Below are 12,246 nucleotides of genomic sequence, written 5' to 3'. Positions count from 1 at the left end.
TGACAGATAGGTCCAAAGCAATGCACACTCCCCTCGCCGGCTTGTTCGTGGCGGCAACGGTTCTCCTGCTCTGCCCGGGCCAGCTTTCTGCACAGTTCAGCGGCCCTGCAGTCCATGTGCCTTCCACCGCGAACGTCATTCCTGTCCCCACCGCTGACCCGGCTGTGCTCAATCCGAATCAGAGCGACCTCGTCATCAATTCGGGCGACCTCGTCCAGGTGCGGATCTTCGGTTCACCTGACTTTTCCGTCCCGACCAGAGTGAGCATCGACGGAACCCTGCAACTCCCGCTCATCGGCGTTGTTACAGTCAAGGGCCTGAGCGTCAATGACGCTGAGACTCTGATCGCCCAGAAGCTGATCGCAGCAGGCATGTACGTCAATCCTCAGGTTACGGTGCAGGTGACAGAGGCCTCCGGCCAGACCGCAACCGTCTCCGGCGAGATGCATGCCATCGTGCCGCTCTCCGGCAGCCGGCGTCTGCTGGATGTGCTGGCTGTGGCAGGCACGCTGCCCGTCAACGCCAGCCACATCATCACCGTTTTGCGGGTAGGCGCGGACAAGCCCATCATCGTGGATCTTGGAACCGATCCGAGCCAGAGCGCGGCCGGGAACATCCCCATCGTGCCTCGAGATACGATCATCATCTCGCGGGTTGGCGTGGTCTACGTCGTCGGCGCCTTTGCCAAGCAGGGGGCCATCCCGCTGGATCAGAACTCTCCCCTTACGCTGATGCAACTGACTGCACTCAGCGGTGGCGTGGGTTTTGAAGGTAAGTATGACGACTTGCGCATCATCCGCACCGTCGGGCTGGAGCGCAAACTCGTCAAGGTCGATATCAAACGCGTCCTTCTGGGGAAAAATCCTGATCCAGTCCTGGAAGCAAACGATATCGTCTTCCTGCCGTCGGCACCGCTGAAAGCAGCTTTGAAGTCGAATGGCATCGGCACCGCCGCCAGCATCGCTTCTCTGTTCATCTTCGCGCTTCAGCGTAATAACTAGTGTCTGCTTCGGCAGGCGGTTCGAGACACAGCATGAGCTCTTCTTCCAACCTGGACGGCAGTCCCCCTAGGCCTCGAACGGCTGTGCGGCTGGCCTACCTGGTCAGCCACCCGATTCAATATCAAGCCCCTCTGCTGCGCCGGATCGCCGCCGAACCCGGAATCGAACTCACCGTCTTCTTCGGCTCCGACTTCTCCGTCAAAGGCTACCGCGACGAAGGCTTTGGGGTAGACGTCACCTGGGATATTCCGCTGCTCGACGGCTATCGCCACGAGTTCCTTCCCGTCCTGCGCGACAAGGGTACGGAAGGGGTCTTCACGCCGATCAGCCACGGACTCGTGACGCGGCTGACCAACGCAGACGGCAGCGCACGCTTTGACGCGTTGTGGGTTCATGGCTACGCGACCGTCAACCAGATGCACGGTCTCCTGGCAGCCAAGGCTCTCGGTATTCCAGTGCTGGTGCGCTCCGACTCGTCCCTGCGCGATCGCCCGCGCGGCGGCGCAAAGCTGCTGGCGAAGAAGGCTTTCTTCGCCGGACTCCGCAGCCTCGTAGCCGGCGTGCTGGTCACCGGCACCATGAACCGCGAGTACTGGCAGCATTACATGGGCGAGGACTTTCCGCTCTTCCTCCTGCCCTACGCGGTCGACAACGCATGGTGGCAGGCTCGCTGCCATGAAGCCGCCGCGACCAGATCCGAGCTGCAGACCGAGCTTGGCCTCGACCCAAAACGACCCGTCATTCTCTTCGCCTCCAAGATGCAGACGCGCAAGCACTGCGACGACCTCATCGAGGCCTATGCGCGGCTTGCCCCTGCACCCGGCACCGAGCCTGAGCCCTACCTCGTACTCGTCGGCGATGGAGAAGAACGCGCCGCCCTGGAAGCCCAGGCCGCGGCCACCGGCCTCAGTAGCATCCGCTTCTGCGGCTTTCGCAATCAATCGGAGTTGCCCCGCTTCTTCGATCTCGCCGACGTCTTCGTCCTTCCCTCCCGTCATGAGCCCTGGGGCCTCATCGTGAACGAGATCATGAACGCTGCCTGCCCGGTCATCATCACGGACGACTGCGGCTGCCACCCAGACCTCGTGACCGATGGAGTCGAAGGCTTCGTCTACCCCGTCCGTGACATCGATGCCCTGGAGCAGGCGCTGCGCCTCACCTTTGCAACTCCGCAGACAGCAACTGAGATGGGCCAGCGGGCGTTGGAGCGCATCGAAAACTGGAGCTTCGAGCAGGACATCGTGGGCCTCAAACAGGCCCTCCAGCACGTCGCCAGAAAGCGCCTCGCGGGAGTCGACGCTGCCACATCCAGCGGTGACCAAGCGTGAGCGAAGCGCCCACCACAAAACGCATCCTCCATGTGATCGAGACGCTCGACCCTGCCGCCGGCGGCCCTACGGAGTCAGTCCGAGCGCTCATCACCTTCGGCCCCGCCAACTACATCGGAGAGGCCGTCACGCTGGACGAGCCGGACGCACCCTTCCTCAAGACCTATCCGTTTCCCGTCCATGCGCTCGGCAAAGGAAAGACCTCGCTCGGATACAGCCGCAAGCTGGACCAGTGGCTCGCCGCCAATCGCGACCGCTTCGACGGAGTCGTCGTCAACGGTCTCTGGCGCTACATCAGCTTCGCCGCATGGCGCGCCGTCCGTGGCCGCAAACCCTACGTGGTCTTCCCTCACGGAATGCTGGACCCCTACTTCAAGCGCCGCTACCCGCTGAAGCACCTGAAGAAGTGGGTCTACTGGCTCCTGAGCGAGTACTGGGTCCTCAAAGGCGCATACCGTGTCCTCTTCACGACGACGGAAGAGAGCCAACTGGCGGAGGAAAGCTTCTGGCTGCATGACTGGAACGGCTTCATCGTGCCCCTCGGCGCAAGCAGGCCGCCAGCCGATGGTGCCCTCCTCAAAGACGCCTTCTATACCCAGTTCCCCGAACTGCGCGGAAAGCGTTTCGTCCTCTTCCTGGGCAGGATTCATCGCAAGAAGGGCTGCGACATGCTCATCGAGTCGTTCGTCAGACTCGCAGCCACCGACCCCGAGCTCCACCTGGTCATGGCCGGCCCGGATCAGCAAGGCTGGAGCGCAGAGCTCCAGGCGACGGTCGCCGCCGCAGGCCTCAGCGACCGCGTCCACTGGCCCGGCATGCTGAAGGGTGAGGTCAAGTGGGGTTCGCTGTTCGCCTCTGAGGTCTTCATCCTGCCCTCGCACCAGGAGAACTTCGGCATCGCGGTCGCGGAGGCCATGGCATGCGGACGCGCCGTGCTGCTCGCGGACAAGGTCAACATCGCCCCGGAGATCGCCGCAGACGGCGCAGGCCTGATGGAGACCGATACCCAGGCCGGTACAGACCGCCTCCTTGAGCGTTGGATCGCCATGTCCCTCCCGGAACGCGCGGAGATGGAGCGCAAAGCTCTGGACTGCTTTAGCCGGCGGTACGATATGCATACGAACGCCGTCACCATCATCACCCTCTTTGACGATGCCGCCGCACCGGCATCCAGGCCGTAGAACAAGCGCAGGAGAGCATGGCAAAGCAGAGCTACTACAACGCCGCAGAGCACATCTCGCCGGAGACGGCGGCCGACCCCTACCTGCGCCCGGCCTTTTCGCTGGGCAACCGCCTGCGTCGCCTGGTCTGGAACATCTGCTGGCTGCTCTTCTACCGCATCTCACCGCGCCCCTTCCACGCCTGGCGCACGATGCTGCTGCGCCTCTTCGGCGCGACCATGGGCCCGCACTGCCACTTCTATCCCGCCTCCAAGGTCCACTCCCCTTGGAACCTCATCTGCGCGGACGGAGTCGCTGCCGGTGACGGTGTGGAGATCTATAACCCTGCCCCCATGCGCTTCGGCTCCCACGCCATCCTCTCGCAGGGCGCGTACCTCTGCGGTGCCACGCACGACTTCGACGACAAGGCCTTCCCCCTGCTCGCATACGAAATGGAAATCGGGGCCTACGCGTGGATCTGCGCCCGGGCGTGTGTCGCGCCTGGCGTCAAGGTAGGGGAAGGTGCTGTCTTGGGGCTGGCTTCCGTCGCGACCAGATCGCTCGATCCGTGGACCGTCTATGGCGGGTCGCCGGCGGTCAGGATCAAAGACCGCCAGCGCCACGCCTGATAATGAGAAGGCTTACGACTGGCGCCGAAGCTTAGCCAGAAGATCGGTCGGATGGACCGGCTTGGCGAGAATCTCAAACTCATGTCCCTGGGCCCGAGCCTTCTCCAGCAGATCCGCCGTAGCGGCCTGTCCGGAGAACAGCAGAATCTTGCAGTTCGGACGCTTCGCGCGCGTCGCAATCGCAGCCTCAATCCCGGTCATCCCGGTCATGATGACGTCTGAGATAAGCATGTCCGGCTCAAAGGTGTCGAGGCTCTCGATCGCCTTCTCTCCGCTGTAAACCGCACGTGCTTCAAACCCGGCCTGGTTGAGGATGATGGCGAGCGTGTTGGCGATCACCTGCTCATCATCGGCGACGAGAACCTTCGGTTTTGAAGTGACTGCAGTTGCTGAATCTGACATACGTGTTTTTCCCCAATGTGTTCCTTGAATCAGTGTAGCGTCCAGTGTAGCCCGAAACCGTAGCACAGGCCTGCTTTACCGTTATATCAGCAAAGTAATGATAGGCTGCACGGAGTGGTCGGGAAGCCGACAGTGCCGACCGGCAAAAATCATCACAGATCGTAGAGACCCTGAACCATGCCGGAAGTTCTCATCCGCGCGGAACGCGTGGAGAAATACTACGCCCAGCCAAGCGAAAACCGCATCCAGGTCATCGCCCCCACGGACCTTTCCATCGTCAAAGGTGAGATCGTCGCGCTCCTCGGCCCCTCCGGCTCCGGCAAATCCACGCTGATGCGCATGCTCACCGGCCTCTCCGCGCCCTCGGCCGGCCAGGTCTTCTGGCATGAAAAACCCATCGCCTCCACGGACGTCAACGTCTCCATCGTCTTCCAGTCCTTCGCCCTCTTCCCCTGGCTCACCGTCCAGGAAAATGTAGAGGCCGTCCTCAAAGCCCGTGGCATGAACGCCGACGAGCGCCGCAAGCGCTCCCTCAAGATGCTGGACACCGTCGGCCTCGACGGCTTCCAGGCCGCCTACCCCAAGGAACTCTCCGGCGGCATGCGCCAGCGCGTCGGCTTCGCCCGGGCCCTCGTCGTAGAACCCGAAGTCCTCTTCATGGACGAGCCCTTCTCCGCCCTCGACGTCCTGACCGCAGAGAACCTCCGCTCAGAACTCCTCGAACTCTGGCAGAACAAAACCCTCCCCACCCAGGCCATCTTCATCGTCACCCACAACATTGAAGAGGCTGTCCTCCTCGCCGACCGCATCATCGTTCTTGGTCGCAACCCCGGCCGTGTCCGCACCGACTTCAAGGTCACCCTCACCCACCCGCGCAACCGCAAGGCCGTCGCCTTCACCCAGCTCGTCGACTACATCTATAAGGTCCTCACCCAGCCCGACGCCCCCACCCCCCAGCTCCCTAACGCCGCCGGCGACCGCGACGCCCGCCGCACCTACCAGATGCTCCCCCACGCCCGCCCCGGCGGCATCGCCGGCCTGCTTGAGATCCTCATCGACCACGAAGGCAAGGACGATATCTACAAGCTCGCCGACGACCTCGCCTTCGAGATCGACGACCTCCTCCCCATCGTCGATGCTGCCCAGCTTCTCGGCTTCCTCACCGTCAATGAAGGCGACGCCGCCATCACCCCCACCGGCACCGAGTTCGCCAACTCAGAGATCCTCCGCCAGAAAGAGCTCTTCCGCACCGCCGCCGTCGATAACGTCCTGCTCCTCCGCCAGATCGTCCGGGCGCTCGAAACCAAGAGCGACGGCGAGGTCGCAGAAGAGTTCTTCCACGACGTCCTGGACGAGCAGTTCAGCGAAGAAGAGACCCTCCGCCAGCTTGAAACCGCCATCTCCTGGGGCCGCTACGCAGAGCTCTTCGACTTCGACGCCGCACGCCATCGCTTCATGCAGCCGGAGCGCCTTCATCCCGCACCAGAAGAGCTTGCCACCGTCGATACGGAGTCCGGCGAGTGATCTCACTGCCCACCAACCTTCCCACCCGCGAAACCCTCGCGCGCTCCCAGGTCCTTCGCCGTTCCTGGCCCTTCGTCATGGACCTCGCCGTCGCGGTCATCGGCCTCGCTGTCTTTTACTGCATCGTCCTCATCGCCAAGTTCTGGGCCGGCCCGCCCAACACCCAGATGGTCGTCTCGCTCAGCCCCAGAGCGCTCCCCGCCTACGCCTTCTACTCCGTCGTCCGCATCGGCCTCGCGTATCTGCTAAGCCTAGCCTTCGCCATCGCCTACGGCTACACCGCCGCCTACAACACCCGCATCGAGCCCTTCATGATCGCCGTGCTCGATATCCTTCAATCGATCCCCGTCCTCAGCTTCCTGCCCGGCGTCATGCTCGCCATGGTCGGCCTCTTCCCCACCCGCCACCTCGGCGTCGAGCTCGGAGCCATCGTCCTTATCTTCACCGGCGCAGTCTGGAACATGGCGTTCTCGTTCTACTCCTCCCTCAAATCCATCCCACGCGAGCTCATCGAAGCCACCCGCGTCTATCGCTACTCGCCCTTCCAGCGACTCGTCCAGCTTGAGCTCCCCTACGCCGCCATCGGCCTCCTCTGGAACTCCATCATGTCCGTCGCCGGCGCATGGTTCTTCCTCATGGCATGCGAGATGTTCCACTTCCGCTCCCAGGACTTCCGCCTCCCCGGCCTAGGCTCCTATCTTCAGACCGCCGCAGACCAGGGCAACGGCCACGCCATCGCCTGGGGCCTCTTCACCATGGTCGCCATCATAGTCGCCACCGACCAGCTCCTCTGGCGGCCGCTCATCGCCTGGAGCGACAAGTTCAAATTCGAGCAGGTCGAATCCTCCAAGCGCGTCGCCTCCCCCATCCTCGCGCTCCTCACCCAATCCAACGCCCTCACCGCATTGAAAGAACACACCACAGAGCCACTCACCGAGTACGTCTACACCCGCTACGCAGAACGCCGCATCGCCATCCTCAAGCGCCAGGAAGGCCGCCCACCCGCCGCACCGTCAAAGTCCGCCAACCTCCTCGCCTACGCTCTCATCGCCATAGCCGCGGTTGTCGTCCTCTATCTAGCCCGCCAGACCCTCATCCTCATCAGCCCTCTCCAGCGCTCGCAGTATCTGGAACTCCTCAAAGGAGCAGCCGCAACCTTCGGCCGAGTTAATCTATCGCTCGCCCTCGCCGCAGCCTGGACGATCCCCGTCGGCGTCGCCATCGGCTTCCACCCACGCCTCGCCCGCATCGCCCAACCCCTCGCCCAGATCGCCGCCTCTGTTCCCGCGACAGCGCTCTTCCCCGTCATCCTCCTCGCCCTCGTCCGCATCGGCGGCGGCTTGGGCATCGGGTCGATCGCCCTCATGCTCCTCGGCACCCAGTGGTACATCCTCTTCAACGTCATCGCCGGAGCCCTCGCCATCCCCACCGACCTCAAAGAGGTCGCCACCCTCTTCCACTTCAGCACCCTGCAACGCTGGAAGACCGTCATCCTCCCCGGCATCTTCCCTTTCCTGATCACCGGCATGGTCACCGCCTCCGGCGGCGCCTGGAACGCCAGCATCATCGCCGAGTACTTCCGCCTCAACAACCAGACCCTCCAGACCGTAGGCCTCGGAGCCATGATCTCCAACGCCACCGAGCAAGGCCAGTTCCCCATCCTCCTCCTCGGCACCGTCATGATCTCCCTCATGGTCGTCACCACCAACCGCCTGGTCTGGCGTCCCCTCTTCCGCCTTGCAGAAACCCGCTACCGCCTGGGCGCATAGCCGAGTAGGCCCAGGAGCCACACCACATCGCACTCATGGATCACGGAGGGGCCTGGGTGCTGCTCTAACGCAGCTTCTAACCTCATCGTTCCCACTCGCAGCGCCGTTGTAACCGCATGGCCGTCCACTCGGATCGGCTCCTCGTAAACTACCGTCCGTTCCGAAGAATCACCACACGCCGCCCATACAGCAACGCGTCAACCGAGAAAGCCCCCGCTCCCAGGAACGCCAGCGCCAGCGCCTGCAGCATATCCACCAGCACCGGCATCAGGCCGGGCCACCCCGTAATCCGCGCCAGTAAAAGCTGCAGCCCCAGCACTGCGATGCAGCACAACGGCAGCATCGCTCCCGCCAGCACCCCAAGTCCCAGCACGCCTCCCACCACCCAAAGCCCAGGGGAAACCGGCACCCCACCCCGCGACAACAAAGCACACAGCAGTGAACCCGCCAGACACACTCTCAAAAGGATGAGCGCCACTCCGGCCGTTCCTGCGGGAAAAGATGAAAAAAGTCTCTGCACCAAAACGAGCTTAGAGTACCGCCCCTCGGCGAACAAACTCCTCTGCCCCACGCACGAATAGCCCTTTCGAGCCACGACTCGCAGCCCATCGCGGACTACACTGAATCCGTCCCCGTCCCCCGTTCAATCTCCAATCTCCCAATGCCGAGCCTTCTCCTAATTCGGATAGCTCAAAAGCTGGCCATGCTCGCCCTCCTCTGTGCGTGCGTCCCATCATCCGCGCAGCCAGCCTCCACACCCCCGGCGCCGTTTGACGATATCTATCACAACTCCTGGACCGTACGAGAGGGAGTCCCACCCGTCCTATGGCAGGCAAAGCAGACCCCCGACGGCTTCCTCTGGCTCGCCGCTGAAACTGGTCTTTATCGTTTCGATGGCATCGCCTTTACAAAATACGTCCCCACCAATGGACAAAAGCTTCTAAAGGATGGGCCCATCACAGGCCTGACCGCAACCGCGGATGGCGGCCTCTGGATCGCGTATCGGTTCGGAGGCGTCAGCTTTCTCCACGCAGGCACCGTCACCAACTACCCCGCCACCCCCGCCTTCTCGGAGACCATCTTCGTCCTCACTCAGGACAGCGATGGCGTCATCTGGGGAGCATCCGCCATCGGGCTCTTCCGGTTCGACGGCAAACAATGGTCTCGCGTAGACGAGTCCTGGGGACAAACCATCAGCCGCGTCGCCCATCTCAAACTCACTCCAAGCGGTGATCTCTGGGTCGATGACAGCAAGACCTACTACGTCCTCCCCAAAGGATCCCGCCACTTTCAGCCCACCGGCCTCCCCAACGGAAAGCTCGACCTCACCGGCCCGGACACAGGCTGGCTCTCCCAGGACAAGGTCGGCCTGTTCCCCGTGACACGCAGGCCGGATGACTCATGGACCCTCGGCAAACAGCTCCTGAAGGAAAACATCTCGTCCATCACCCACACGCCCGACGGCGCTCTCTGGTTCGGCGCGCATGATGGCATCTGGCGTATCCGTGACATCGATTCCTACCGAAACAGTCCACTACCGCCCGGCGCATTGCAATCCATGCAAAAGACCGACGGCCTCACCGCCGACTTCGTCTACGCCCTCACCGTAGACCGCGAGGGCAGCATCTGGGCGCTCACCCCCAACGGCCTCGACCAGTTCAGAAAGACCGCCCTGACCACCGTGGCGCTCCCCCCAGACCTTCAGCACTCCTTCCTCGTTGACGAAGGGACCAGCGTACTTACCGGGGCGGGCTTCTCCTCGCTCACGCCGCTGGCTCGTACGACCTCACGCGGAACAGAACTGATCCCCGCCCCGCTGCTCACCGCCGGCATCCATCAGATCTATCGCGATCCCTCCGGCACCGTCTGGATCAACACCGGCGGCAAGCTCGCGCGCCTCAACGGCACAACCCTGACCCCCGTGGAGGGCCCCCGGACGTGCCCGCGGGCGACCTGAAGATTCGCGCCATCACCATGGACCGGACCGGCACTCTCTGGATCTCCATTCCAGCCCACGGGCCGGACAAAATCTACACCTTCAACCACGGCGTCTGGAGCCGCTTTCACGGCCTCGATACCATCCCCAGCTTCTCTGCCACCAGCATGATGGCAGACCGCGCAGGAAGGGTCTGGATCGCCACCGGCTCGTCACGCATCTTCGTGATCGAAGACGGCAAAGTTCGCTCCTTCGATCATCAGCAAGGCATTGACAGCGGTGGCGTCACCCTGCTGACCGAAAGCGGAGATCACATCTGGATCGGTGGTACGGAGAACCTGGACTACTTTTCCAAAGGCCGCTTCCGCAGAATCGCCTTTCAGGATGACTCGCCGATCGCCGGCGTCACAGGCGTGGCAGAGACATCGGACGGAGACGTCTGGTTCAGCTGTGACCGCAGAATTCTCAGGGTGACCGCCGCAGAGATGCAAGGCGCTCTAAGCGAAGACAAGCCCCGCATCCATCCCTCCATCTTCGACTATCTTGATGGCAACTTCGAAAGCCCCAACATCCGCTTTCAGGCTTCAACGATCGCCCACCCGTCCAACGGTCGCCTCTATTTTCTCGGTCGCCAAAGTCTCGTCTCGCTCGACCCATCCAATCTTCAGAAGAATCAGATCCCGCCCGGAATCTTCATTCGCTCCGCCGGCAGCGACGGCCACATCACCGAAGATCCCTCTTCGCTGCAACTGCAGAAGGGCTCGGAAAACCTGCAGATCAACTACACCGCCACCAGCCTGCTCATCCCGGAACGCGTGCACTTTCGTTACAAGCTGCAGGGTTTCGATCGAGACTGGCAGGACGTAGGAACCCGCCGTCAGGCCTACTACACCCACCTTCCGCCCGGTCGCTATGCCTTCCTCGTCACCGCCAGCAACAACGACGGAGTCTGGAGTCCAACCGCCGCACGCTGTGACTTCTATCTCCCCCCCATTTTTCTGCAAAGTGTCTGGTTCAAGCTCCTCTGCTTCCTCGCGCTCGCGGGCCTTCTTTCGGCGCTCTATCTGCTTCGCATCCGCATGGTAACCACGCAGATCAGGCAGAGACTCGTTGAGCGATTGGCGGAGCGCGAACGCATCGCCCGCGATCTCCACGACACCTTCTTTCAGGGCATTCAGGGCCTCTTCCTCCGCTTCAACACCGCGACAGCCATGCTGCCGGCGAAGGAGCCCGCCAGACAGGTCTTCATGGAGGCCCTGCAGCTCTCAGACCAGGTCATGGCAGAAGGGCGGGAGCTCGTCCTCGACCTCCACGCCGACGATGCCGTCATCGCAAGCCTCGCCGAGGATCTTGCTCGAAGCTATCACCGACCGGCCGGTTCGATCGGACCCGCCTACAAGGTGATCGCGGTCGGTCAGGTCAGGCGGCTTCACCCCGTCTGTGGAACCGAACTCCTGCGCATCGGACAGGAGGCCGTCCAGAACGCCTTCAAACATGCCAACGCCGACGCCGTTGAGGTGGAGGTCCTCTACGAAAAGGAATTCCTCAAGATGAGGATTCGAGACGACGGACAAGGCATCGATGAAACCGTAATCCGCCAGGGACGGCGCCCGGGCACCTCGGATTGATCGGCATGAATGAAAGAGCCGAACGCATCGGCGCGCGTTACAGCCTCTGGAGCAAGCAGGGCCAGGGCACGGAGATCGAGGTCGCAGTGCCCGCAAAGATCGCATACGCAGGAAAAAAACCGCTCAAAAAGCCATTGACCGCCACACGCGGAGGAGGCCTATGACGCTCGCACCCATCCTCCGCATTCTTGTCGTCGACGATCACCCCCTGATGCGATCCGGCATCGCGGGTGAAATCAATGGGCAGCCCGATATGCGTGTCGTCGCCGAAGCCAGCGACGGAGAAGAAGCCATCGCCGCATTCAAGCTGCATCGCCCGGACGTGACCCTCATGGACCTTCGCATGCCCGGAATCGGCGGGATCGAGGCCATCCGCCGCATCCGGACCGACTTCCCCATCTCCCGGTTCGTCGTACTGACCTCCTCGGCAGGCGATGTTCAGGTCATGCGTGCGTTTCAGGCCGGCGCGACCGGATACCTCTTGAAAAATCTCCTCCGTACAGAACTGATCGATACCATCCGCGTCGTCCACGCAGGAAGGCGAAGAATGCCGCCGGAGCTGGCCCAGCAGATCGCCGAGTATGCCATGGAAGACGCCGTCAGCCCACGCGAGCTTGAAGTGCTGCAGGAGGTGTCCCGTGGCAAATCAAACAAAATCGTCGCGGGAGACCTGAACATCTCGGAGCATACGGTGAAGAACCACCTGAAGAGCATCCTGTCCAAGTTGGACGCCAGCGACCGCACCGACGCAGTTGTGATCGCAATACGGCGCGGCTACATTGAAATGTGATCCGCTAAACCTTTACAGAGCAATTACTTACAACTATTTTCGCAAGAAACAACCGAAAACGGACTTGTCAAGCCCCCCA

12 protein-coding genes are annotated in these 12,246 nt (G+C 62.4%); 10 read left to right on the top strand and 2 right to left on the bottom strand.

All coding sequences use genetic code 11. The annotated features are described in order from the left end of the window. Window positions 1–20 precede the first annotated feature (20 nt). The 4 genes from ACIX9_RS06725 to ACIX9_RS06710 are packed head-to-tail and all read left to right on the top strand — an operon-like array spanning window position 21 to window position 4,118. A complete protein-coding gene (locus ACIX9_RS06725) occupies window positions 21–1,001 on the top strand; it encodes a polysaccharide biosynthesis/export family protein (protein WP_157477360.1) in 981 nt (326 codons plus the stop codon). Window positions 1,002–1,033: 32 nt separating this feature from the next. Beyond that, window positions 1,034–2,329 (top strand): glycosyltransferase family 4 protein, encoded by a 1,296-nt coding sequence (locus ACIX9_RS06720; RefSeq protein ID WP_013579725.1) that lies wholly within the window; start codon window positions 1,034–1,036, stop codon window positions 2,327–2,329. Next, entirely contained in the window at window positions 2,326–3,510 is a 1,185-nt protein-coding gene (locus ACIX9_RS06715) for a glycosyltransferase (protein WP_013579724.1), read from the top strand. The genes ACIX9_RS06720 and ACIX9_RS06715 overlap by 4 nt, the downstream gene beginning before the upstream one ends. Window positions 3,511–3,527: 17 nt before the next feature. Then, a complete protein-coding gene (locus tag ACIX9_RS06710) occupies window positions 3,528–4,118 on the top strand; it encodes an LbetaH domain-containing protein (RefSeq protein WP_013579723.1) in 591 nt (196 codons plus the stop codon). 12 nt (window positions 4,119–4,130) lie between these two features. Here ACIX9_RS06710 and ACIX9_RS06705 read toward each other — a convergent pair whose 3' ends face one another. Beyond that, complete coding sequence (locus tag ACIX9_RS06705; protein WP_013579722.1) at window positions 4,131–4,520, bottom strand: response regulator; 390 nt, start codon at window positions 4,518–4,520, stop codon at window positions 4,131–4,133. Window positions 4,521–4,697: 177 nt separating this feature from the next. Here ACIX9_RS06705 and ACIX9_RS06700 point away from each other — a divergent pair, with 177 nt between their 5' ends. Together ACIX9_RS06700 and ACIX9_RS06695 are read left to right on the top strand one after the other, a co-directional pair. Next, a complete protein-coding gene (locus ACIX9_RS06700) occupies window positions 4,698–6,044 on the top strand; it encodes an ABC transporter ATP-binding protein (RefSeq protein ID WP_013579721.1) in 1,347 nt (448 codons plus the stop codon). Continuing rightward, window positions 6,041–7,813, top strand: a complete 1,773-nt coding sequence (locus tag ACIX9_RS06695) for an ABC transporter permease (RefSeq protein WP_013579720.1) — start codon at window positions 6,041–6,043, stop codon at window positions 7,811–7,813. The genes ACIX9_RS06700 and ACIX9_RS06695 overlap by 4 nt, the downstream gene beginning before the upstream one ends. A gap of 148 nt (window positions 7,814–7,961) precedes the next feature. On the opposite strand, the gene ACIX9_RS06690 is transcribed toward ACIX9_RS06695, so the two are convergent. Continuing rightward, window positions 7,962–8,222 (bottom strand): hypothetical protein, encoded by a 261-nt coding sequence (locus tag ACIX9_RS06690; protein WP_157477359.1) that lies wholly within the window; start codon window positions 8,220–8,222, stop codon window positions 7,962–7,964. Window positions 8,223–8,474: 252 nt separating this feature from the next. On the opposite strand from ACIX9_RS06690, the gene ACIX9_RS06685 reads away from it, so the two are divergent. The 4 genes from ACIX9_RS06685 to ACIX9_RS06675 are packed head-to-tail and all read left to right on the top strand — an operon-like array spanning window position 8,475 to window position 12,167. Next, a complete protein-coding gene (locus ACIX9_RS06685) occupies window positions 8,475–9,770 on the top strand; it encodes a ligand-binding sensor domain-containing protein (RefSeq protein ID WP_198152168.1) in 1,296 nt (431 codons plus the stop codon). Then, entirely contained in the window at window positions 9,752–11,377 is a 1,626-nt protein-coding gene (locus ACIX9_RS06680) for a sensor histidine kinase (protein WP_041596975.1), read from the top strand. The genes ACIX9_RS06685 and ACIX9_RS06680 overlap by 19 nt, the downstream gene beginning before the upstream one ends. A 5-nt stretch (window positions 11,378–11,382) precedes the next feature. Further along, entirely contained in the window at window positions 11,383–11,541 is a 159-nt protein-coding gene (locus tag ACIX9_RS26335) for a hypothetical protein (protein ID WP_198152167.1), read from the top strand. Beyond that, complete coding sequence (locus tag ACIX9_RS06675; RefSeq protein ID WP_013579718.1) at window positions 11,538–12,167, top strand: response regulator; 630 nt, start codon at window positions 11,538–11,540, stop codon at window positions 12,165–12,167. The genes ACIX9_RS26335 and ACIX9_RS06675 overlap by 4 nt, the downstream gene beginning before the upstream one ends. Window positions 12,168–12,246 lie beyond the last annotated feature (79 nt).

It is taken from the genome of Granulicella tundricola MP5ACTX9, assembly GCF_000178975.2.
In the GTDB taxonomy this organism is placed as follows: domain Bacteria; phylum Acidobacteriota; class Terriglobia; order Terriglobales; family Acidobacteriaceae; genus Edaphobacter; species Edaphobacter tundricola.
This window is presented reverse-complemented; position numbering and strand designations above follow the sequence as displayed.

What these genes read in the sequence shown, in the direction of transcription:
- ACIX9_RS06705 (WP_013579722.1), bottom strand. Translation starts at nt 4,520, where the DNA reads ATGTCAGATTCAGCAACTGCAGTCACTTCAAAACCGAAGGTTCTCGTC.
- ACIX9_RS06710 (WP_013579723.1), top strand. Translation starts at nt 3,528, where the DNA reads ATGGCAAAGCAGAGCTACTACAACGCCGCAGAGCACATCTCGCCGGAG.
- ACIX9_RS06725 (WP_157477360.1), top strand. Translation starts at nt 21, where the DNA reads ATGCACACTCCCCTCGCCGGCTTGTTCGTGGCGGCAACGGTTCTCCTG.
- ACIX9_RS06675 (WP_013579718.1), top strand. Translation starts at nt 11,538, where the DNA reads ATGACGCTCGCACCCATCCTCCGCATTCTTGTCGTCGACGATCACCCC.
- ACIX9_RS26335 (WP_198152167.1), top strand. Translation starts at nt 11,383, where the DNA reads ATGAATGAAAGAGCCGAACGCATCGGCGCGCGTTACAGCCTCTGGAGC.
- ACIX9_RS06700 (WP_013579721.1), top strand. Translation starts at nt 4,698, where the DNA reads ATGCCGGAAGTTCTCATCCGCGCGGAACGCGTGGAGAAATACTACGCC.
- ACIX9_RS06685 (WP_198152168.1), top strand. Translation starts at nt 8,475, where the DNA reads ATGCCGAGCCTTCTCCTAATTCGGATAGCTCAAAAGCTGGCCATGCTC.
- ACIX9_RS06720 (WP_013579725.1), top strand. Translation starts at nt 1,034, where the DNA reads ATGAGCTCTTCTTCCAACCTGGACGGCAGTCCCCCTAGGCCTCGAACG.